This is a genomic window from Catellatospora sp. KI3, from assembly GCF_029948125.1.
GTDB lineage: Bacteria > Actinomycetota > Actinomycetes > Mycobacteriales > Micromonosporaceae > Catellatospora.
Window position 1 is genome coordinate 55793 of record NZ_JASAMB010000026.1, and the last position, 21453, is coordinate 77245.

Consider the following 21453-nt stretch of genomic DNA (forward strand, 5'->3'; position numbering starts at 1 on the left):
CCCACAATGGGACGATGAACCGAGCTTCGGACCTGGCGGCGCTGGCGGCCCTGCTGGCCGACCAGACGCGGGCGGCCATGTGCCTCGCGCTGCTCGACGGCCGCGCCTGGACCGCGGGAGAACTCGCGGCCCACGTCGGCGTCGCGCCGTCCACCGCGACCGGGCACCTGCACCGCCTGATCGACGGCGGGCTGCTCGCGGAGCGGCGCCAGGGCCGCCACCGGTACGTACAGCTCGCCGACCCGACTGTCGCCCACCTGATCGAAGACCTGTCGGCCCGCTTCGGGCCCCGGCCGGCCCCGGCGCGCGGACTGCGGGAGGCGACCGCGGGCGCCGCCCTGCGGCGCGGCCGGACCTGCTACGACCACCTCGCCGGACGGCTCGGCGTCGGACTGACCGACGCGATGACCGCGGCGGGCCTGCTCGACCAGGCCAACGGCTTCGCCCTCACCGCCACCGGTCTCGCCTGGCTGACCGACGAGCTGGAACTGAGCCCCGACGAGCTGCGGTCCGGTCGGCGCCCCGTCGCACGCGGATGCCTGGACTGGACCGAGCGCCGGCAGCACCTGGCCGGCACGGCCGGGGCCCAGCTGTGCCGACGGCTGCTCGACAACCGGTGGGTCGCCCGGATCGGATCCGGCCGGGCGGTGCGGCTGACCCCGGCCGGCAAGACCGCGCTCGGCCGCCTGCTGGAACTACCCGACCTCGACTGACGGGCGGCGGAACCCACCGCCGAACGGAACGTGCTCGGTTTTCTGTTATCCGGCGGCCCGGCCGCCCGTCTACCTACGAGAGCGCAGACGCCCTGGCACATCCGGGGTCCAGGACGCCGAGGCAGCGGCGTACGTCGGCTGTGCTCCGTCCGTTCCATACGGCTCCGATCTGGGAGAGGAATATGTCAAGGATCAGGTTCGCGAGGACCCCGGCGCGGCTGGCCGGTCTGCCGAAGTCGGCCCGTGCCGCCGCGGCGTCGGCCGTGGCCGCCGTTCTCGTCATCGCCGGGGTGGTCGCCGGCAGCCCGCCGGCCAGCGCGGCGGCGGTGGCCGCCTTCCCCGGCGCCGCAGGCCCCGCGATGTACGCCACCGGCGGCCGCGGCGGCGACGTCTACCACGTCACCAACCTCACCGACAACGCCGGCAGCCCGCAGCCCGGATCACTGCGCTACGGCATCAACACCACACCGGGCAGCGGCCGGACGATCGTGTTCGACGTGGCGGGCACCATCAAGCTCTCCCCGGCGGGCCGCCAGGGCTGGCTGACCGTCAACTCCAGCAACCTGACCATCGCCGGGCAGACCGCGCCCAAGCCCGGGATCACGATCATGGGCCAGGCCACCAAGGTCACCGGTAAGAACATCATCATCCGGCACGTGAAGTTCCGCCCCGGCAAGGACCAGGCCAACCCCGGGTCGGCGACCAACGACGGCATCTGGATCACCGGCGACAACGTCATCGTCGATCACGTCTCGGTCAGCTGGGCCGATGACGAGGGCATCAGCTCCAGCGACGGCGCCGGCCAGGTCACTGTCCAGTACTCCATCGTGTCCGACGGGCTGAACTACGGCGGTCACAGCTACGGCGCCATCATCGGCAGCGACGTGACCGGCTCGAACATCGCCTACCACCACAACCTCTTCGCCCACCACAAGAGCCGCCTGCCGCGGCTGGGCAACGAGACCGGCGCGGTGACCAACGCCGAGTGGAGCAACAACGTCATCTTCGAGGGCAAGGGCTACAGCGGCAACGACCAGCTCGCCAACGGAAACTTCGTGGGCAACACCTACCTGCGCCAGAACACCAGCAACGCAGAGGTGTTCACCGGGGCGACCGGTACGGCCGCGTACATCTCGGGCAACCGGGCCGACTACGACGGCGACTCGAACCTGACCAACGGCGTGGACATCGCCTGGGACCGGTTCACCGACGTCCCGACGCACAAGACGAGCCGCTTCAACGTACCCAACATCACCACCGAGTCGGCGGGCGCGGCGCTGACCAAGGTGCTGGACGGTGCGGGCGCGTTCTGGTGGGCGCGCGACGCGGTCGACACCCGAGTGGTCAGCGAGACCCGGTCGACCAGCGGCTCGGTCGTCAACGAGCCCAACTCCACCGAGTGGAGCAACCTGTGGAACGCCGGGCAGGTGAACAGCCCCAGCGGCTGGGACACCGACCGGGACGGCATGCCGAACGCCTGGGAGACGGCCGGCGGGCTGAACCCGAACGCCGACGACCACAACGGCGACGCCGACGGCGACGGCTACCGCAACATCGAGGAGTACCTCGACTACGCCGCGCAGGGCGGCAAGTCGCTGCCGACCCCGCCGCCCGCCTCGCCGTCGGCCTCGTCGACCCCCTCGCCCAGCCCCTCGACGAGCCCGTCGGCCAGCCCCACGCCGTCGACGCCGCCGCCCGCCGGTGCGTGCGGGGCGACCTACCTGACCACCAACTCCTGGCCGGGCGGTTTCCAGGGCGAGGTGACGGTGCGCGCGGGCAGCGCGCCCATCAGCGGCTGGACGGTCCGGTGGACGCTGGGCAGCGGCCAGGCCGTCACCCAGCTGTGGAGCGGCCGCCTCACCACCAGCGGTACGGCCGTGACCGTCGCCAACGAGTCCTACAACGGCGCGCTGGCGGCGTCGGCCTCCACCACGTTCGGCTTCACCGCGACCGGCACCGCGACCACCCCCGCCCTGACCTGCACCAGCCCGTAGTCACCGGGGCCCGCCGCCGTGCCGCCACCGCGCACGGCGGCGGGGATCCTCCGCCGACGGACCGGGGCGCGGCGGCCCACAGCGCCGCGCCCCGGTGCGCCACCGATCAGATGAGGAGCAGATCCATGCCTCACCACCTGTCCACCCGTCCGCGCCGAAGCACCCGGCTCGCCGTGGCGGCCACCGTCATCGCCGCCCTGGCCGCCTCGGCGTCGGTCGCGGTCGGCACCATCGCGCGGGCCGCCGCCGGATGCCAGGTCGGCTACCAGGTGACCGCCCAGTGGACCGGCGGGTTCACCGCCGCCGTCACGATCAAGAACCTAGGCGATCCGCTGACCGGCTGGAAGCTCGGCTGGACGTTCCCGGCCGGGCAGAGCATCACCCAGGCCTGGGGGTTCACGGCCGATCCGGTCTCCGGGACGGTCGTGGCCACCAACGTGGACTACAACGCCGCGATCGGCACCGGAGCCGTGGTCGAGGTCGGCTTCAACGGGAGCTGGACCACCGGCAACCCCGTACCGGCCGCGTTCACGCTCAACGGCACCGCCTGCACGGGCGGCACCGCGCCCACGGCCGCGCCGACCACGGCGGCGCCGTCGCCGTCCGCCACACCCTCGCCCAAGCCGTCGGTCTCGCCCAGCGCGTCGCCCGTCAAGCCGACCGTCGCCAAGGACGGCACCGGCACCTACACCACGGTGCAGGCCGCGATCAACGCGGTGCCCTCCGGCAACACCACCCGCCGCGTCATCACGATCAAGGCAGGCACCTACCGCGAGCAGATCAAGGTGCCTGCCGACAAGCCGCTGATCACGCTGCAGGGCCTCGGCTCGGCGGCGGCCCAGACGGTGATCGTCTACAACCGCAACGCGGGCAGCTACGGCGCCACGGGCAGCGCCACCGCGTGGATCCTCGGCAAGAACTTCGCCGCGTCCAACCTGACGTTCTCCAACGACTTCGACGAGAACTCATCGGACACCGGCGACCAGGCGCTGGCCATGTACATGGACGGCGACCGGGCGGTGTTCAGCAACACCCGGTTCCTGGGCGACCAGGACACGCTGCGGGTCGAGGACGGCAACCGGGCCTACTTCACCGGCAGCTACGTCGAGGGCACGGTCGACTTCATCTACAGCGGCGGCACCGCGGTCTTCAGCGGCTGCCAGATCTACGAGAAGCGCAGCTCCGGCGGCCCGATCACGGCAGCCTCGACGCCCACCGGGCAGAACTACGGGTTCCTGTTCTACCGGTCGACCGTCACTGGCGCCGCCGGCAACGTCACCCAGCTCGGGCGGCCCTGGCAGCAGGGCGCGCAGGTGGTGTTCCGGGAGTCCGACCTGAGTGCCACCATCAGGACCGCCCAGCCGTGGGCCGACATGGGCGACGCCGCCTGGAAGCAGGCCCGGTTCTTCGAGTACCGCAACACCGGCGCCGGGGCGACCGTCAACAGCAACCGCCCGCAGCTGACCGACGCCCAGGCCGCCAACTACACCCCGCAGAAGTACCTGGCGGGCACCGACGGCTGGAACCCGGTCACCTAGCGCCGCAGCGGACGTGCCAGACGGACGTGGAGGGGCCTTCAGGGACGAGCAGAGCGCTGCCCGTACCCCTGCGGGCCCTGCCACGTCTGCGCAGTTTCCGCCGCCGCGGACCGGTGCTACCTTCAGCCGGCCCGCGGCGGCATCATCCGTAGCCGACTGAGGAGACACGATGGCGACGAGCAGGCCCGGCGAGATGCCGGCGGCGGAGGTCGACGCCCTGGTCCGGGCCGCGCAGGCCGGCGACGAGGCGGCGTTCTCCGAACTGGTCTCCGCCCACCTGCCGGTGCTGCAGGGCTTCGTCGGCCGGACGCTCAACGGGCACGCCGACGTCGACGACGTCGTGCAGGAGACCCTGGTCCGGGCCATGCGCGGGCTCGCCGGGCTGCGCGAGCCGGACAAGTTCCGCTCCTGGCTGCTGGCCATCGCCTACCGCGAGACGCAGGCGCTGCTGCGGCGGCGGACCGCGGACCCGTCGCGCGCGGGGGAGCCGGCGGCCGAACCGGTGGACCCGGACGGGGACTTCGCCGAGCGGACGGTGTCCGAACTCATGCTCGCCGACCAGCGCAGAGAGCTGGTGGCGGCGGCCCGCTGGCTGGACGTGGACGACCAGCGACTGCTGTCGCTGTGGTGGCAGGAGACCCTCGGGCAGCTGAGCCGGGGGCAGCTGGCGGCCGCGCTGTCGGTCAACCCCAAGCACGTCGCGGTACGGGTGCAGCGGATGCGCGCGCAGCTCGAGGCGGTCCGGGGCGTCATCCGCGCGCTGCGTGCCGCGCCGCGCTGCCCCGGCCTCGACGAGGCCGTCCAGGGCTGGAACGGCGTCGCCGACCCGCTGTGGCGCAAGCGGCTGACCCGGCACGTACGCGACTGCGTGACCTGCGAACAGCACGCGCACGGTCTGGTGGCGCCCGAGGACCTGCTGCTCGGCATCACGGCCCTGCCGCTCCTGCTGGGCGTGGCCACGTCGGCCGCGGGAGGCGCGGCGAAGTGGTCTACGTGGGCGGCGGTCCGCGGGTACCTGTCCCGCAAGGCGGTCGCGGCGGCGGCGTCGTTGACGGTCGTCGCGGGCGGGGTGACGGCGTTCGCGGTGCTAGAGGAGCCGGCGACGCCGGACGCGCCCGCGTTCGTCAGCCCCGCCGTGTCCGGGCCGCCCCTGGCAACCGGGATCCCCAGCGCGTCCCCCACCCGGTCGAGCACCCCGTCCCCGGCGGCCGCCGTCGGCTCGGGCGTCGCCACCGCCGACATCTTCGTCGCGCCGGGCGGCTCGGACTCCGGCGACGGCACCGCCGCGCGGCCGTACGCGACGCTGGGCAAGGCCGTCTCGGTGGTACGCGCCGGGCAGACCATCGCGCTGCGCGGCGGCACCTACCGGCCCACCGAGCCCGTGGAGATCAGCGGCAGCGGCACCGCCGAGCGGCGCATCACGATCAGCAACTACCGCGACGAGCGACCGGTGCTCGACTTCGGCCGGGTCCCGGCCGACAAGTGGGGGATCACCCAGCGCGCCGACTACGTCACGGTGCAGGGGCTGGAGATCATGAACTCGCGCAGCCACGCCTACGTCTGCCGGTCCTGCCGGTACGGGGTCTTCCAGCGGCTGGTCATCCACGACAACGCCCGGTCGTCGCTGCTGCTGCGCGATGCCGGCACGATCGGCAACAAGGTGCTCGACTGCGACTTCTTCGACAACCGCGACCCCGCCGCCCCGGGCAGCGTCGGCGTCGGGCTGGCCGTGACGTTCGGATCCGGCACCGGCAACCTGATCCGGGGCAACCGGGCGTTCCACAACGCCGACGACGGGTTCGACTTCAACGACTTCGCCGACCCGCTGACCGTCGAGTACAACCGCTCCTACGGCAACGGCGTGAACCGGTGGAGCCTGCCGGGCTGGGACAGCGACGGCGTCGGCTTCAGCATCGGCGGCGGCGACCGGGCGGTGACCGCCGCGCACGTGCTGCGGCACAACGCGGCCTGGGACAACGCCGGTCACGGCTTCGACGACGGCGACGACAAGGGGGCGATGCGGCTGACCAACAACACCGCCTTCCGCAACGGGGGAGTCGGGTTCTTCCTGCGCGCGACGCCGGGAACCGTGCGTGACAACGTCGCGGTGGGCAACAGCCCGGTGGACGCGGTCGTCGCGGCCGCGACGGGGGCGGGGAACTCCTGGCAGACCGGCGACGGCACCACCGCGCTGTTCCGCTCCACCGACCCGCGCGCGGCCGAGGGCCGGCGCGCGCCGGACGGCACCCTGCCCGACACCCTCTTCCTGGCCACGCGCAGCGGGATCGGCGCCGACATGTCCGGCGGTTAGGGCCGGTACGCCGTGGGCCGCAGCGCGGCCGGAAGGCGTCAGTCCGCCGAGGCGTCAGGCAGCTGGGGCGGGCAGGGGCGGCCGGGTCGGGTCGTCAGCTCGAAGTGCCAGATCTCGTTCGCGTAGACCTGGCACAGGCCGTACGCGGCACCGTGCCGCTGGAGCCACCGGTCGGCCTCGGGCGGTCCGATGTCGACGGCCCGGCCGGTCACGTGGGTGGACCGGTCGGGGCCGTTGACGCGCCGGTCGGCCTCGGCCGGGCCGTACGAGGCGATCGCTTCGTCGAGCAGTTGCTGCTGGTAGCGGCCGCTGCGCCAGCCGGAATTGACCATGATCGCGACGCCGTCGGCGCGGGCGTCCGCGGTGGCCTGCTGCACTGCGGCGCGCAGGCCGGGGTCCAGGTCGGCGACGGCGGGCTCGGTGTCGAACGGCGTCACCGGCTCGCGCAGGTAGCCGTCGGCGGCGGTGCGGGCGTCCGCGCTCGCCGGACGGGTCTGCGCGAACGCCGCGTACGCGGGCACCGCGATCAGCGCCGCCGTGGCGACGCCGACCCCGGTGCGCCAGGCCGGTCTCGGTCGTGGGGGAGGGCACGTCATCGGAACTCCTCTCATGGCCACCGGCAAGGGACCGCGGTGACTCTCGAGGACCCACTCCAACACCCGGCGTGTTACCAGGCCGAGAGCCGATCACCACACACGGCCTTAACATCGGCCATTTCAGGCGGGCGTCCCGCGGGACGTGGGATCGTCCCAGCCCGGTGTCAACCGTTGCGCAGCAGCGAGTCCGCGACGCCGGGGGCGACCCGCCGGACGATCCGGAACGACCGCGCCCGGCCCACCGCGATCACCGGGACCCGCCGGGCGATGCCCGCCGCGATCTGCGCGGCGGCCGCGTCGGCGCTCATCGCCCCGTCGTTGCGGCCCGCCGTCATCGGCGTGGCGACCAGCGGCATCAGCGCCTCCTGCACGCACACCCCGGCCCGCTCGTCCTCCCACTGGTAGCGCAGCGCGCGCAGGAAGACCGACAGCCCGGCCTTGCTGGCGCAGTACACCGGTGCGCCCTTCTTCGGCGAGTAGGCCAGGGCGGAGGTGAGCGCGGTGAACACCCCGCCCGAGCGGCGCAGGTGCGGCCCGGCGGCACCCGCCAGCGCGATCGGCCCGGCGAGGTTGGTACGCAGCTCGGCCAGCACCGCCGTGTCGTCGGCCGCGGTCCAGCCCTGGGTGAACGCCTGCTGGTGCTGCACCGCCGCGCTCGCGACCACGACGTCGAGGCCGCCGAGCGCGTCCGCGGCCCGCGCGACGAGGTCGGCGCCGGCCGCCGGGTCGGCCAGGTCGGCGATCCACCCCGTCACCCCGGTCCGGCTGGTCGCCTCGGCCAGTCGTACCGCATCCCGGCCGCAGGTCGCCACCTGGGCGCCCCGCTGCGCCAACTGCTGGACCAGGGCCGCGCCGATGCCGCTGGTGCCGCCGGTGACCAGCACCCGCTTTCCGTGAAAATCCATGCCGCCAGCCTCGCCGAGGAAACCGCCGCCGCGCTTGTACGATCACGCCATGCAGGTCCGGGTCCCCGGCCACGAACGCACCGTCCACCCTGAGCTGGCCCGCGCCGCCCTGCTCGGCGTACGCCGCCACGGTGGCGGCCCGGCCGCCGACGCCGTCGCCCGGCTGCCCGCCACCACCCCCGTGCCGGAGCCGCTGCACCACGCCCTGCTCACCGAGCTGGTCGGGCACGGCTGGGCCGCGTTCACCGGCGCCGCCGAGCACCTGCTGGACCGTCCACGCGAGAGCGACGTGGCGGCCGTCGTCGAGCAGGGGGCACTGTCGGAGCTGCTGGCCCGGCTGCCCGCGATCCAGCTGCGCTACCACGTCGGCCACACCACGGAGCTGGACCTGGACGGCGACCGGCTGACCGTGGTCCATCGGGCGCTGCTCGGGTCGGTGCCCGGTCCGGCCGAGAGCCTGTTCACCGCCGCGATCCACCAGGTGCTCGTCGGAGCCTGCACGGGTCGGCGACCCCCGGTGACGCTGCTGCCGACCGGTGGGGGCAGCGTGCCCGCCGAGCGGTTGGCCCCGGGAGATCACCTGGCCGGCATCGTGCTCACCGGCTGGCGGCTCGACCTGCGCGGGCATGCGGTCGAGCCGACGCCGGCGGCGGCCGTACGCGATCTGATCGCGGCCGATCCCGCGCGCGCCTGGCGCCTGCCCGCGGTCGCGGCCCGCCTGGCCACCTCGGCACGGAGCCTGCAGCGGCTGCTGGCCGCCGACGGGCCCGGCTTCCAGGAACTGGTGATCCGCACCCGGCTCGGCCTGGCCCGCGGCCTGATCGAGCGCACCGACCTGAACCTCGCCGAGATCGCCGCCGCCTGCGGTTTCACCGACCACGCGCACCTGACCCGCTGCTTCACCGCCAGGCACGGCACCGGGCCCGCGGCGCTGCGCCGCGACAGCCGGGCGGCGGGTTAGCGCGCCCCGGAGCGCCGAACGCGGACCTGTGCGCGGCTTGGACCGGCGGCTCCGGCCGGTCGGGCCGACCGGAGCCGCGTCAGGGGCTTCAGATGAGCCGGCTCAGCGCCGCCCAGGTGTTCGGGCCCGGGATGCCGTCGACCGGTCCGGTGTATCCGCCGAGCTGGGCCATGCGCTGCAGCGCGGCGTAGGTGTTGACGCCGGGCGCGCCGTCGATGGGGCCGCCGTAGCCGTAGCCGGACAGCACCTTCTGGACGCCCTTCCACGAGCTGCCGCCCAGGACCCCGTCGATCGGTCCGGTGTAGCCGCCGAGCTTGGCCAGCCGCTGGAGTGCGGCGTAGGTGTTGGTGCCGGGTACGCCGTCGATCGGGCCGCCGTAGCCGAAGCCGCGCAGGACGGTCTGGACGCCCTTCCACGAGTTCACGCCCAGCGCACCGTCGACGGGTCCGGTGTAGCCGCCCTTCTGCGCCAGCCGCTGGAGTGCCGCGTACGTGTTCGCGCCCGGCACGCCGTCGATCGGGCCCGTGTAACCGTAGCCCTTCACGACCTGCTGCACGCCCCGCCACGTGTTCGCGCCCGGCACGCCGTCGACCGGGCCGGTGTAGCCGCCCGCCTGGCCGATCTCCTGCAGGATCACGCCCTCCGAGGAGGAGCCGGGGGTCGGGCCGGGCCCGGGGCTGTTGACGTGGTTCAGCGGATTGATCCGTACGCCGTTCGGGTCGATCATGTGCCAGTGCACGTGCGGGCCGGTGGAGCTGCCGGAGCCGTCGGCGCCGGCCGCGCCGCCGGAGCGGCCCACGATCGCGCCCGCGCCCACGGAGGCGCCGTCGGCCAGCAGGAACTGCGACAGGTGCAGGTACTGGCTGCGCCACCCGCCGCCGTGGTGGATCGTGACGGTGTGGCCGCCGGTCCCGTTGTAGGGGATGTTCTGGATGCTGCCGGCGCCGCAGGCCGGCAGGGCGGTGCCCACGCCCATGCCGAAGTCGATGCCGCCCAGCGAGCCGCGGCTGAGGTGCTCCTGCCAGGTGCCGGTGATGGCGTAGGCGCTGAACGGGTTGTAGATCGTCGGGGCGGCATGGGCCAGGCCGGGCAGCGCCAGCCCGCCCGCGAGCACGCCGCCGCCGACCGCGGCGCCGCGCAGCAGCAGACCGCGGCGGCTGAGCCCGGGGTCGGGGCTCTCGTCCTCGCCGCCACCGCAGCAGGGGTGCGCGTACTGTTCGGTCAAGGTTCCTCCTGGGTTCGGGGCACCGGTCCGGTTCATGCTTCGTCACCGGGTCCGGACACGTCGATCACAACCGATGCCGCGGCCGCCGACAACCCAACGGATACGCGGAATGAGCTGTGCGCTACGCGCCACCCGAAGTTCACCGTCGCCTTTGTACGCCTACGTCCCGAAAGGACACCTGTCCGCCTTCGCCGTGATCTGGCCATCCTGGCTGCTCTTGCGTACCTTGTCGTTCCGCGGGGTCGTGCGACCCGACGAATCCGCGGAGTTCGCGCGGCCGACCGCCGCCGTCGACACGGGGAGGGCCATGAGCCGCTGGAACAGGCTGTGGCGGGTCGCGGAACTGCCGACGACCAAGGCCGGCGTGGAGCGGGCGTTCTCGTACTTCATCGCCGGGGTCCGGCTCGGCACGGTCGCGCAGATGCTGCCCGCCCTGCACATCGGCGTGGCGACCTCGCCCCACCGCGCTGCCTACATCGCGTGCTGGGCCGCCGCGGCGCTGGCGTCGATCGTCGGCAGCGCCGTGACGCTGGTGCGGCGGCGGCCGCTGGGCGCGGCCGCGTCCTGCGCGGACTTCGCGCTCGCCTGCCTGCTGCTGGTGCTCGCGCCGATGGTGCTGCAGGAGGGCGAGCGCTTCGGCACCTGGGTCGCCTACCAGCCCGGCTACGCCCTGTCGGTCATCCTCGTCGCCGGCGGGGTGCGCGGCCGCGTCCTGTGGGCGGGCGGACTGCTCGGCATCATCGCCGCCTACACCGCGTACCTCGGCGGCGCGGTCGGCGGGAACATGACCTGGACCGCGCTCGGCAACATCCTCACCTACGTCGTCTACGCGCTGGTGATCCGGATGTTCTACGGGTTCACCCGCCGCATCGCCCGGGACGCCGACGACGCCCGCGCCCGCGAGGCCGAACTCGCCCGGCGCGAGGAGGAGCGGCGGGCCCAGGTGCTGATGCACAACGGCGTCGCCGTACTGCGGCTGCTCACCGAGCCCGCCGGCGACGCCGAGCGCTCCCGGCTCATCGACCTGGCCGAGGTGGAGCTGCGGCGCATGCGCTCCTATCTGCGCGGCGGACAGTCCCGGCAGGACGCCGCGGCGGTCGGGGCGGGGCAGCCGGTCGCGGTGGCCGCCCTGGTCGAACGGGTCTGCGGACGCTTCGCCGACCTGCATGTCGACGCGCTGCTCGACCTCGGCGCGGGGCTGCGGCTGGCCCCGGCGCGGGCCGACGCCGTCGAGCGGGCGCTGGAGAGCCTGCTGCTCAACGTCCGCGTCCACGCCGGCGCGAGCGAGGTGGTCGTCCACCTGGACCAGCACGACGACCGCACGTGGTCGCTCACCGTACGCGACGACGGCGACGGCTTCGACCCGCAGACGGTGACCCCCGGCATCGGCCTGCGCGAAGTCGTCGTCGGCGAGCTGTGCCGCCAGGGGTTCGAGGTCGACATCGACGCCGCGCCCGGCGCGGGCACCACCGTGACGATCAGGTCCGGTGCCGAACCGACCGCGACCGCCGTGGCCCACGACACCTCCAGGGGCGCGGCATGAGACCGGCTGTCGCCGTCGTCGACGACTCGCCGCTGATCCGGGAATCGGTCGGCCTGCTCATGCCCGGCCTGGAGGTCGCCGCCGCCGTGTCCACGGTGGAGGAGCTGGTGCGCCGCCGCCCGGCCGCCGACCTGGTGATCCTGGATCTGCACCTGGCCAACCTGGAGCAGCAGCCTGACGTGCGGCAGGGCATCGCCGCGATCCGCGCCGCGACCGGCTGCGGCTACCGGGTCTGCGTCTACAGCCAGGAGGAGCGCCGCTTCGTCCTGGCGGCATGCCTCGCCGCCGGCGCCGGTGGGATCGTGTCCAAGGCGCTGCCGACCCGGCGCGCCGAGGAGCTGTTCGTGGAGGTCGCCGCCGGTGGCACCGTGATGCCGCAGGCGGTGGTCGGCATCCTGGAGGTCCTGGTCCGGCGTGACTGCATCACCCTGCTCAGCGAGCGCCAGCGCCAGCTCCTGCGCGGGCGGGCCCGGGGGCTGAGCTACGCGCAGGTCGCCAAGCAGCTGTTCGTGAGCGAGTCGACGCTGCGCGGGTACTGGCTGGAGCTGACCCGTTCGCTGTCGGACTCGCTGCGCGACCTCACCCCCGCCGAGATCGAGCACGCTCTCGGGCTCGCCCCCGGCGACCTGCTCGAGCTGTGGCCCGCCGAGCCCACCGCGCCCAAGGACTGGTGGCGCACCGGCTAGCCTTCGTGATCGGCCGCCCGGCGGGGACCGGGCGGCCGGGTCAGGCGCTGCGGAAGGTGCGGCGGTAGACGTCCGGTGGCACGCCGACGGTGCGGTGGAAGTGGCGGCGCAGCGTGGTGGCGGTGCCCATCCCGGCGGCCGCGGCGATGGCGTCGATGCCGTGGTCGCTGTTCTCCAGCAGCTCCTGGGCCCGGCGGATGCGCTGCGTCGACAGCCACTGCAGCGGCGTCGTGCCGGTCGCCGACCGGAAGTGCCGGGCGAGGTTGCGCGAGCTCATGCCGGCCTGGCGGGCCAGGTCCTCGACCGTCAGCGGCTGGTCGAGGCGCTCCATCGCCCACGGGAGCAGGCCCGCCAGCGGATGGTCCTCGCGGGTGGGCACGGGGGTGGTGACGAACTGCGCCTGGCCGCCCGCGCGGTGCGGCGGCACGACCAGCCGCCGGGCCACCGCGTTGGCGACGGTGGCCCCGTGGTCGCGGCGGATGAGGTGCAGGCAGAGGTCGATCGCGGCGGCCTTGCCCGCCGAGGCGAGCACGCGGCCGTTGTCGACGTAGAGCACGTCCGGGTCGACGTCGATCTGCGGGTAGCGGGCGGCCAGCGCCTCGGTGTGGGCCCAGTGCGTGGTCGCGCGCAGCCCGTCCAGCGCCCCGGCGGCGGCCAGCACGAACGCGCCGGTGCACAGCGAGACCAGCCGGGCGCCCGCCTGGTGGGCGGCGCGTACGGCGTCGACCAGGTCTGCCGGGAGGTCGGCGTCGACGTCGGCCACCGCCGGGACGATCACGGTGTCGGCGTGGGCGAGCCGGTCGAGTCCGGCGTCGGGTTCGAGGTGGAACCTGCCGACGCGGACCGGGCCCGCTCCGCAGACCGTCAGGTCGTACCAGGGATCGGCCAGGCCGGTGGGGTCGCGGGTGAAGATCTCGAAGGTGGTGGCGAGCTCGAAGTGCAGCATGTTCTCGGTTACCGCGAGGGCGACGGTGGCCATGTCCGAAACTGTACGGGCAATGGCGTTCCAGACACTCGTCGAGCCCGCCCGGGGTTGACAGGATCCTCTCAGTCGAGCTGCTGAGCGCATGGAGAGTCAGATGACCAGAAGTCAGACCGTCGCGGTGTACGGTGCGTACGGCCACACCGGCAGATTCGTGGTGGCGCAGTTGCGGGCGCAGGGCTTCACGGCGCTGCCGCTCGGGCGCGACGCCGACCGGCTGGCGGAGTCGTTCCCGGACCTGGCGCACCGGGTGGCGTCGGTGGACGATCCGGCCTCGCTCGACCGGGCGCTGCGCGGGGCCGCCGCGGTGATCAACTGTGCGGGGCCGTTCGCCCTGACCGCCGGGCCGGTGATCGAGGCCGCGCTGCGCGCCCGGATCCCGTACGTCGACGTCGCGGCCGAGATCGAGGCGAACGTGGACACGTTCGCGCACTTCACCGACCAGGCCCGAGCCGCGGGCACCGCGGTGGTGCCCGCGATGGCGTTCTTCGGCGGACTCGGCGACCTGCTGGTCACCGCCGCGATGGGGGACTGGACGTCAGCCGACGAGGCGCATGTCGCGTACGGCCTGAGCAGCTGGCACCCCACCGGCGGCACCCTGGTCTCCGGCACCGTCTCCCGCGACCGCCGCGACGGCCGGCGGGTCCGCTACACCGGCGGCCGCCTGGCGTACCACGCCGCCGACGGCGAACTGCCGACGCTGGACTGGGACTTCCCCGCCCCGCTGGGTCCGCGCCCGGTGTACGGCGACTTCACCATGGCCGACGTGGTGACCGTGCCGAGCCACCTGCCGATTCCCGAGGTCCGCACCTACATGGCCACCGGCGCGGCCCGGGACCTGGGCACGCCCGGCACCCCCGCCCCCGTCGCGGTCGACGACCAGGGCCGCTCGGCGCAGACCTTCACCGTGGACGTGCTCGTGCGCGCCGGGGGCGAGCAGCGGCGCATCGCGGCCCACGGGCGCGACATCTACGCGATCAGCGCCCCGCTCGCGGTCGAAGCGGTCCGCCGCATCCTGGACGGCCGGACGCTGACGACCGGGGTCGCCTCGGCCGGCCAGATGTTCGACGCGCCGGACTTCCTGCGCGCCCTGTCGGCGGACCTGTCGCTGGAGCCGCGGTCCGCCTGAGCGTGCTCAGGGCCGGGCCGTGGTGAGCAGGTAGTCGTCGCTCTCCGCATCCCAGCGCAGGTCGACGACGCCCGCGGTCGCGGCCGCCTTGCAGAACTGCAGGAAGCTGCGGTAGCCCAGTTTCTTCTCACTGAAGTCCGGCTGCGCCCGGCGCAGCTGGTTCTTCAGACCGGACAGCGCGACCGGGCCCGCGTTGCGGCTCAGGTCGGCCACGACCGTGCCCAGCAGCCCGAACTCCGCCTCCGTGCCGCCGCGCTCGGGCAGCGACACCTCCGGATCGCCCTTGGCAGGCCCCTCACCCAGCTCGACGACGTCCCGTTCGGCCAGGTATCGCAGCAGCTCCCCGAAGGTGCGGAAGCCGTGGTCGGCCTCGTTGAACGTCGGGTCCTTGCGCAGCAGGGTGCGCTTGAGCCACGACGCGGTCACCGCGCCGCCGGAGCTGCCCTGCAGACCGGCCACGGTCTGGGCGACCAGCACCGCGAGGCTGTCGACGTCGCGCGCGGACTCCTCGGCGGCCGCCGCGGGCTCCAGCTCCGGCTCGACCGGCTGCGGCGCGGCCTCGGCGGGCCTGGCTGCGGGCTTCTGCCCGCCCCGGGAGCGCACCGGCCGGATCTCGACGCCTTCGAGCCGGTCGTAGTAGAGGAACTCATCGCAGGCGGGCGGCAGCAGCGCCGACGTCGACTGCTCGACGCCCACGCCGATGACGCGCTTGTTGAGCTCGCGCAGCTTGTGCACCAGCGGCGTGAAGTCGCTGTCGCCGGTGCCGAACACGAACGTGGAGATGTAGTCCCGCTCGAACGCCAGCTGCAGCGCGTCCACGGCCATCTTGATGTCGGCGGCGTTCTTGCGGGAGGTGCCCATCCGCTGCGGGATGTCGATCAGTTCCACATGCGACCGGGTCAACAGCCTGCGGTCCTCGTCGAAGTACGACCAGTCGGCGTATGCGCGGCGGACCACCACCCGGCCCCGCTCGGCCAGCGCGTCGGTGATGGGCCGCAGGTCGAACGTCGTCCCGCCGAGGTGGTCGCGGGCACCGATCGCCAGATTCTCGTAGTCCAGGAACAGGGCAATGCGATCCTCTTGATCCACGCCGATCAGCGTACGCCCACGACGGGGCGGGTGCCCGCGACGCCACGGGAGGGCCACCAGTTCGCCCGGCCGAGCAGCGACATCACCGCGGGCAGCAGCAGGCCGCGCACCACGACCACGTCGAGCAGCACGGCCACGGCCATACCGACGCCGATCTCCTTGACCGCGACCAGCTGCCCCAGCGCGAAGCCGAGGAAGACGATGCCGATCGACACCGCCGCCGCCGTGACCACCGGGCCGGTGGCGACGATCCCGGCCAGCACCGCCCGGTCGTTGGCGGCGCGGTCGTCGCCGGTGCGCCGGGACCACTCCTCCCGGATCCGGGCCAGCAGGAACACCTCGTAGTCCATGGACAGGCCGAAGACGAACACGAACAGCAGCAGCGGCGTGGTCAGGTCCAGCGCGCCCCAGGACTCGAACCCGAGCAGCGCCGAGCCCCAGCCCCACTGGAACACCGCGACCAGCACGCCCAGCGTGGCCAGCATGGTCAGCAGGTTCATCAGCAGCGCCTTCACCGAGGCCACCACCGAGCCGGTGAGCAGGAGCAGCAGCAGCGCGGTCGCGGCGACCACCACGGCCAGCGCGGCGGGCAGGCGCCGGCCCATGGCGTCGCGGGCGTCGATGAGCTCCGCCGCCGGGCCCGCCACCAGCACCGGCACCGCGGTGTCCAGCGCGCGCAGGTCACGCACCAGCTGCTGGGCCTGCTCACCCGCGGGCAGGCCGGTCGTCTTCACCTCCGCGATGACGGCCTGCGCGGGCACGTTCTCCCGCAGATCCACGTCGGTGACCCCGGGCAGGGCGCGCACCCGCGCCAGCAGCGCCCGGACCACGGGGACGTCGGCCGCGCCCTCGATCACGACGGGCACCGGCTGCGGGTACCTCGCCGCGAAGTCGCGCTGCACCGCCTCGTACGCCTGCCGGGCCTCGCTGCCCGCGGGCAGCGACCGGGCGTCGGAGTCGGCCAGGTTCACGTGCAGCAGCGGCACGCTCAACGCCAGCAGCGCGGCCGTCACCGCGAGGGCGACCGCGGCGGGTCGGCGCTGCGCGAACGCGGCCGTCCGCGCCAGCAGCCCCGGGCCGCGCCGGGCGGGGCGCCGCCACACCCAGGTCCGCGTCCCCGGAGCCGGGATGCGCCGGTGCGCCACCGTGATCAGCGCCGGGACCAGGGTCAGCCCGGCCGCGGTGGCCAGCACGACCACCAGCGCGCCGCCCAGCGCCATCGCGGCCAGCAGCGGCTCGGCGAAGACGAACAGGCCCGACAGCGCGACCGCCACCGCGAGCCCCGCCACCAGCACCGCCCGCCCGGCCGTGGCCACCGTCCGGGCCAGCAGCTCCGGCAGGGGCGCGCGGGGGTCGGCGGCCCGCTCCTCCCGGAACCGCGAGACGATCAGCAGGCTGTAGTCCACGGCGAGCCCCAGCCCGAGCAGGGTGACCACGTTGACCGTGTACTCGCTGACCGGGACCGCGCTCGCCAGGCCGGTCAGCGCCAGCAGGGTGCCCGCGACCGTGGCCAGCGCGGTGCCCAGCGGCAGGCTGCTCACGGCCAGGCCGCCGAGGATCAGCACGAGGACACCGCACAGCACCAGCAGCGCGACCGACTCGCCGAGCGCGGCGTCGGCGATCGCCTGGTCGCCGAAGTCGCGCTCGGCCAGCAGCGCACCACCGACGAGCACCTGCGGCGCGTCGATGCGGTGCAGCGCGGCGGCCACCTGGTCGGCGACGGCCAGGGCGTCGTCGTCGCTCAGGTCGGGCGACAGCTCGACCACGACCAGCGAACTCAGGCTGTCCGACGATATCTGGCCGGAGCCCGCGGTGTACGCGTCGGTGACCTTGACGACCCCGGGGATCGCGCGGATCTCGAACATGATCTGGGTGGCCTGGCCGACCAGGTCGCTGGCGAAGAAGTTCCGGCCGGAGACCACCGCCACCAGCTGCTCGCCGGTCGGGGTGAGCTCGTCGATGCGGGCCTGCGCCAGGGTCGACTCGGCACCGGGCCGCAGCCCGTCCAGCGGCTGGGTCCGGTCGTAGACCGAACCGCCGAAGACGGCACCGCCCAGGGCGATCACCGCCCAGGCCGCGAGCACGGCGTACCGATACCGGGCCACGGTCCGACCCAGCCGTGCGAGCATCGCGTCCTCCCGAGGCGGCCGGGCCGATCTGGACGGTCGCCCCGCCATGAGATACCGCCGGCTGTCCGAACGCAAGATATTCTCAGGGCACGATCTCCGCCTGCACGTGCGGCCTGGCCTCCTCGACCTGGCGCGCGATGGCGTGGGCGCCGCTGGCCCCGGCGATGGAGGCGGCCTGCCCGAGCAGTGCCAGGGCGTCGTCGCGGCGGCCCTGGGCGGCGGCGATGTAAGCCAGCCCGACCATGTTCGCGGCGACACCGGGCAGGAGCCCGATCTCCTCCCGCAGCCGCGTCGACTCCTCCAACCGCGCCCGCGCGGCGTCCAGCCGGGCGGCCGTGTGGTCGGCGTAGCCGAGGTGGCGCAGCGCGTACGACATCGTGAGCTTGTCGCCGACCTGAGCGGCCAGCTCAAGCGACCGTTCGAACAGCGGGACCGCGGTGTCGTCGTCGCGCAGCGACATCTGGTGGTAGGTGCCGACCCAGAACAGCGCCTCGCCCTCGCCGCGCACGTCGCCGAGTGACCGGTAGAGCTCGGCGGCGCGCCGGAACGCGGCCAGCTCGTCGGGGTTCTCGGCCCGATGCTCGCGGGATCGGGCCTGCAGGACCCGGCCGCGGGCCAGCAGCAGGTCTGCCTCCACCGCGTCGAGGTCCTGATCCGCCGCGTCCAGCCCGTCGTTGTCCCCGGCGAAGACGGCCTGCTGGCAGGCGAGCCCGGCCCGTTCGATGCGATCCACCGTTGCCACTGTGCCCCCGTTCATGTCATCTGTCCCGAGTGGACAATCTGCCACACGGATCCGGTGCGCGCTGCCCGGAACGCGGCGGGCCGGGCAGCCCCGGGGCGGGGCTGCCCGGCCGCGGTCCGCTGTCAGCCGAGGTAGCAGCTGCCCAGGACGATCTGCTGAGTCACGATGCCGAACAGCCCGAGCACCTCCACCCGGACGGCGTTCTGCACCAGGCGGCCACCGGGCCCGGTGGCGCTCTCGTTCAGGTGGACGACGGCGACACCGGGAATGCCGATCGTGGCCGGACCGGCGTTGATCGGCGCGCCGTTGATGCTGCCCACGACCTGCGAGGCGCGGGTGGTCCCGCTGCTGCCGCTGGTGCAGGTGCTGCTGACGGCGCTGAGCTGGATCGCCCCGCCGAGCAGCCGGGCACCGTCGACCGAGGCGCGTGCCGTCGTGGTGCCGTCAGCGGCCACGCAGCTCGCGTTGAGCACGCCCGTGGTCAGCAGCGGGGCCAGGTTGACCGCCGCCTGGGTCCTGACCGCTCCGGGCGGGCAGACGGCCTCCGGCGTACGGGGGACGGTGACCAGGCCGGTGGCTTCCAGGGCGAAGGCGCCGGCGGGTCCGTAGACGACGACGGTACGGCAGTCGGTCACCTGACCGGCGCCGCCGCCGTCGGTGCCGGTGGCGCGTACGCAGATCTGGTGGCTGCCCAGGCCCAGGGTCGGGGTGTCGACGGTGTAGCTCACGCCCGCCGGGCCGCTCTGCGGCAGGTCGGGGGTGATGGCGGCGTCGCCGATGGGCGTGAACGGCCCGCCGTCGACCCGCATCGCCAGCGTGTCGAGGCTGGACGCGATCACATCGGGCAGGATCGCGGGCAGCGAGCCGACGTCGGTCACCTGCACGCAGTGGCCGCCCGGGACGGTCGCGGCGGTGATCTGCTCCAGGCTGCCCTCGTTGTTCGGGCCGGGGTTGGTGCAGTCGGCGCCGTTGCCCACGGCGAAGGTGTAGATGTCGATGTTCTCCGGGATGCCCGCCAGCGGCACGTTGATGCTCCCGCCGCCCACGGCGAAGCCGTCGGACATGAACACCACGATCTTGCGGGCGCGCGACGACGCCTCGGCCACGGTACGGGTCTTGGCGATCGCGTCGGCGAAGTTCGTCTGCCCGCCGCCGACGTTCTTGTCCGTGAACGTGGCGACGCCGTTGATGTAGGTCGACGACAGCACCTGCTCGATGTCGCGGACCCCGTCGCCGTCGCCGTCGGTGGACGGGCCGGTGAGCAGCTGGTCTCCGGCCGCGGGCCGCACGTCCGCGGTGGCGGCGGTGACGCCGAAGGCGACCATGCCCACGTCGCCGATGGCGCCGGACTGGGCCTGGGCGTTGAGCGCCAGACCTGCGGCGATCTCGCACCGCAGGATGTTGCCGCAGCTGGGCGCACCCGGGTTGCCGGTGCTGCTGGAGGCGTCCAGTACGTAGATCAGCGAGGTGTTCGCCACGGGGACGCCGGTGCCGACCGAGGCGGTGCCGGTGACGGAGACCGGGCCGGGCGGCACGGCGGCGCCGTCCGCCGGGGTCGCGATGGCCACGGTGATGGCGGTGCCGCCGGGCAGGTTGGCGTCGGTGGCGAACGCCGGTGCGGCGACCAGTACGGAGGCCGCGACGAGCGCGATGAGCTTACGTTTCACAGCACACCTCTACGTATCGGAATTAATACGAATGTCGATGCTATGGACCGTGGCTCCGTACCGAAGTGGCGCAGATCAGACACCGTCGACCCGGGTTGATCTGCTATGGCTGAGCGTGGGCGGCACCCGACCGTCCAGGTCGGACGTAACTCCTTCGGGGGAGGCGCCGCGCTCGAACGGGTGACCGGTCCGGCGCCTCCCCGCCGCGCCGTCAGCCGCTGACGGCGATGTCGCCGACCTGGCCGCCGCCGGCCATGGTCAGCCAGCCGCCGTAGATGCCGTCCTTGGCGTAGAACGTGCCGTCCTGGATCCAGCCGATCCAGTTCCCGCTCAGTTCGACCCGGGTGGCCCCGCCCGCGTTCATCGCCCGCCAGGGGGAGTATGCGCCGTCCTTGGCGTACAGGACTCCGGCGGTGTTGACGAAGGCGAAGCGGTCGCCGCTGACGGCGATGTCGCGGACCTGGCCGCCGCCGGCCATGGTCAGCCAGCCCCCGTTGACGCCCTGCTTGGCGTAGAACGTGCCGCTCTGGAGCATGCCGATCCAGTCGCCGCTCAGCACCGCCTTGGTGGCCCCGCCGGAGTTGACCGGCTGCCAGGCGGCGTAGGCGCCGTCCTTGACGTGCAGCACCCCCGCGGTGTTCACGAAGGCGAAGCGCTGGGTGACGGCGCCGACGACCGGCAGGTCGGCGAAGGCCAGGTTGATCGGCGCCCCCTTGCCGACCGCGCCGCCGCAGCTGTAGGCGGGGGTCAGGTTGTACAGGGAGTCGTTGCGCCAGATCTCGAAGTGCAGGTGCGGACCGGTCGAGTTGCCGGTGCTGCCGACGTAGCCGAGCAGCTGGCCCTGGCGCACCGCCTGCCCGGCGGCGACCGCGGGCGCCTGGACCATGTGCAGGTACCGGGTGACGTAGCCACCCGCATGCGACACGGCCACGGTGTTGCCGCCGCCGGAGGTCCAGCCCGCGAAGGTGACCGTGCCCGGGTAGGCCGCGCCGATGGCCCGGCCGGAGTCGCCGGCGATGTCCACGCCGTAATGGTCGCTGTCGGTGCTGCCGCAGCGGTTGGACAGCACACCGGTCACCGTGCCGTCGACCGGCTGGATCATGGCTCCGGTCGCCGCCGCCGCCGGCCGCGCCGGGAGCAGCAGTCCGCTCGCGACGATCACAGCCGCGAGCGCCCAGCGTGCCGCTGTCGCCGTCTTCCGATTGTCCACTATGGCCTCCTGGTCCGCCGCGCTTGTGGGCGC

At 73.7% G+C, this 21453-nt stretch carries 17 protein-coding genes; 8 read left to right on the top strand and 9 right to left on the bottom strand.

What is annotated here, in order from left to right:
- Positions 1-14 precede the first annotated feature (14 nt).
- The 4 genes from QEZ54_RS30880 (at position 15) to QEZ54_RS30895 (ending at position 6556) form a co-directional block, all read left to right on the top strand.
- Positions 15-713 carry a helix-turn-helix domain-containing protein gene (locus QEZ54_RS30880; protein WP_281308272.1) on the top strand — a complete coding sequence of 233 codons (699 nt, stop codon included), beginning with the start codon at positions 15-17 and terminating at the stop codon, positions 711-713.
- A 182-nt stretch (positions 714-895) separates the two neighbouring features.
- Positions 896-2707, top strand: coding sequence for a cellulose binding domain-containing protein (locus tag QEZ54_RS30885; RefSeq protein ID WP_281308273.1), 1812 nt, complete (start codon positions 896-898; stop codon positions 2705-2707).
- A 125-nt stretch (positions 2708-2832) separates the two neighbouring features.
- Positions 2833-4245: a pectinesterase family protein gene (locus QEZ54_RS30890; protein WP_281308274.1), complete on the top strand. Its 1413-nt coding sequence runs from the start codon at positions 2833-2835 to the stop codon at positions 4243-4245.
- A 169-nt stretch (positions 4246-4414) separates the two neighbouring features.
- On the top strand, positions 4415-6556 hold the full coding sequence (locus QEZ54_RS30895; RefSeq protein WP_281308275.1) for a sigma-70 family RNA polymerase sigma factor: 2142 nt from the start codon (positions 4415-4417) through the stop codon (positions 6554-6556).
- Positions 6557-6594: 38 nt separating this feature from the next.
- Here the strand turns inward: QEZ54_RS30895 and QEZ54_RS30900 are convergent, their stop codons facing one another.
- Together QEZ54_RS30900 and QEZ54_RS30905 are read right to left on the bottom strand one after the other, a co-directional pair.
- Positions 6595-7152 carry a M15 family metallopeptidase gene (locus QEZ54_RS30900; protein WP_281308276.1) on the bottom strand — a complete coding sequence of 186 codons (558 nt, stop codon included), beginning with the start codon at positions 7150-7152 and terminating at the stop codon, positions 6595-6597.
- A 164-nt stretch (positions 7153-7316) separates the two neighbouring features.
- Positions 7317-8057 carry an SDR family NAD(P)-dependent oxidoreductase gene (locus QEZ54_RS30905; protein ID WP_281308277.1) on the bottom strand — a complete coding sequence of 247 codons (741 nt, stop codon included), beginning with the start codon at positions 8055-8057 and terminating at the stop codon, positions 7317-7319.
- Positions 8058-8106: 49 nt separating this feature from the next.
- Here QEZ54_RS30905 and QEZ54_RS30910 point away from each other — a divergent pair, with 49 nt between their 5' ends.
- The gene (locus QEZ54_RS30910) at positions 8107-9018 is read left to right on the top strand and encodes an AraC family transcriptional regulator (protein ID WP_281308278.1); all 912 of its coding nucleotides are present in this window, start codon (positions 8107-8109) and stop codon (positions 9016-9018) included.
- Positions 9019-9106: 88 nt separating this feature from the next.
- On the opposite strand, the gene QEZ54_RS30915 is transcribed toward QEZ54_RS30910, so the two are convergent.
- The gene (locus QEZ54_RS30915) at positions 9107-10243 is read right to left on the bottom strand and encodes a peptidoglycan-binding protein (RefSeq protein WP_281308279.1); all 1137 of its coding nucleotides are present in this window, start codon (positions 10241-10243) and stop codon (positions 9107-9109) included.
- Positions 10244-10550: 307 nt separating this feature from the next.
- On the opposite strand from QEZ54_RS30915, the gene QEZ54_RS30920 reads away from it, so the two are divergent.
- Positions 10551-11786: an ATP-binding protein gene (locus QEZ54_RS30920; protein ID WP_281308280.1), complete on the top strand. Its 1236-nt coding sequence runs from the start codon at positions 10551-10553 to the stop codon at positions 11784-11786.
- Positions 11783-12472, top strand: a complete 690-nt coding sequence (locus tag QEZ54_RS30925; RefSeq protein ID WP_281308281.1) for a LuxR C-terminal-related transcriptional regulator — start codon at positions 11783-11785, stop codon at positions 12470-12472. Before QEZ54_RS30920 ends, QEZ54_RS30925 begins: the two co-directional genes overlap by 4 nt.
- Positions 12473-12512: 40 nt before the next feature.
- Here QEZ54_RS30925 and QEZ54_RS30930 read toward each other — a convergent pair whose 3' ends face one another.
- Positions 12513-13451: a helix-turn-helix domain-containing protein gene (locus QEZ54_RS30930; protein ID WP_281308282.1), complete on the bottom strand. Its 939-nt coding sequence runs from the start codon at positions 13449-13451 to the stop codon at positions 12513-12515.
- Between the two features lie 100 nt (positions 13452-13551).
- Between QEZ54_RS30930 and QEZ54_RS30935 the strand changes: the two genes are divergently transcribed.
- Positions 13552-14583, top strand: coding sequence for a saccharopine dehydrogenase NADP-binding domain-containing protein (locus QEZ54_RS30935; RefSeq protein ID WP_281308283.1), 1032 nt, complete (start codon positions 13552-13554; stop codon positions 14581-14583).
- Between the two features lie 6 nt (positions 14584-14589).
- Here the strand turns inward: QEZ54_RS30935 and QEZ54_RS30940 are convergent, their stop codons facing one another.
- From QEZ54_RS30940 to QEZ54_RS30960, 5 genes are all read right to left on the bottom strand, one after another.
- A complete protein-coding gene (locus QEZ54_RS30940; protein WP_281308284.1) occupies positions 14590-15672 on the bottom strand; it encodes a PIN domain-containing protein in 1083 nt (360 codons plus the stop codon).
- 5 nt (positions 15673-15677) lie between these two features.
- Entirely contained in the window at positions 15678-17801 is a 2124-nt protein-coding gene (locus QEZ54_RS30945; protein ID WP_281308285.1) for an MMPL family transporter, read from the bottom strand.
- An 82-nt stretch (positions 17802-17883) separates the two neighbouring features.
- A complete protein-coding gene (locus QEZ54_RS30950; RefSeq protein ID WP_281308286.1) occupies positions 17884-18534 on the bottom strand; it encodes a tetratricopeptide repeat protein in 651 nt (216 codons plus the stop codon).
- Between the two features lie 131 nt (positions 18535-18665).
- Positions 18666-20210, bottom strand: coding sequence for a choice-of-anchor P family protein (locus tag QEZ54_RS30955; protein ID WP_281308287.1), 1545 nt, complete (start codon positions 20208-20210; stop codon positions 18666-18668).
- A gap of 211 nt (positions 20211-20421) precedes the next feature.
- Positions 20422-21420 (bottom strand): M23 family metallopeptidase, encoded by a 999-nt coding sequence (locus QEZ54_RS30960; RefSeq protein WP_281308288.1) that lies wholly within the window; start codon positions 21418-21420, stop codon positions 20422-20424.
- Positions 21421-21453: the final 33 nt, after the last annotated feature.

What these genes read in the sequence shown, in the direction of transcription:
- QEZ54_RS30895 (WP_281308275.1), top strand. Translation starts at nt 4,415, where the DNA reads ATGGCGACGAGCAGGCCCGGCGAGATGCCGGCGGCGGAGGTCGACGCC.
- QEZ54_RS30945 (WP_281308285.1), bottom strand. Translation starts at nt 17,801, where the DNA reads ATGCTCGCACGGCTGGGTCGGACCGTGGCCCGGTATCGGTACGCCGTG.
- QEZ54_RS30935 (WP_281308283.1), top strand. Translation starts at nt 13,552, where the DNA reads ATGACCAGAAGTCAGACCGTCGCGGTGTACGGTGCGTACGGCCACACC.
- QEZ54_RS30930 (WP_281308282.1), bottom strand. Translation starts at nt 13,451, where the DNA reads ATGGCCACCGTCGCCCTCGCGGTAACCGAGAACATGCTGCACTTCGAG.
- QEZ54_RS30880 (WP_281308272.1), top strand. Translation starts at nt 15, where the DNA reads ATGAACCGAGCTTCGGACCTGGCGGCGCTGGCGGCCCTGCTGGCCGAC.
- QEZ54_RS30920 (WP_281308280.1), top strand. Translation starts at nt 10,551, where the DNA reads ATGAGCCGCTGGAACAGGCTGTGGCGGGTCGCGGAACTGCCGACGACC.
- QEZ54_RS30925 (WP_281308281.1), top strand. Translation starts at nt 11,783, where the DNA reads ATGAGACCGGCTGTCGCCGTCGTCGACGACTCGCCGCTGATCCGGGAA.
- QEZ54_RS30900 (WP_281308276.1), bottom strand. Translation starts at nt 7,152, where the DNA reads ATGACGTGCCCTCCCCCACGACCGAGACCGGCCTGGCGCACCGGGGTC.
- QEZ54_RS30890 (WP_281308274.1), top strand. Translation starts at nt 2,833, where the DNA reads ATGCCTCACCACCTGTCCACCCGTCCGCGCCGAAGCACCCGGCTCGCC.
- QEZ54_RS30885 (WP_281308273.1), top strand. Translation starts at nt 896, where the DNA reads ATGTCAAGGATCAGGTTCGCGAGGACCCCGGCGCGGCTGGCCGGTCTG.
- QEZ54_RS30905 (WP_281308277.1), bottom strand. Translation starts at nt 8,057, where the DNA reads ATGGATTTTCACGGAAAGCGGGTGCTGGTCACCGGCGGCACCAGCGGC.
- QEZ54_RS30910 (WP_281308278.1), top strand. Translation starts at nt 8,107, where the DNA reads ATGCAGGTCCGGGTCCCCGGCCACGAACGCACCGTCCACCCTGAGCTG.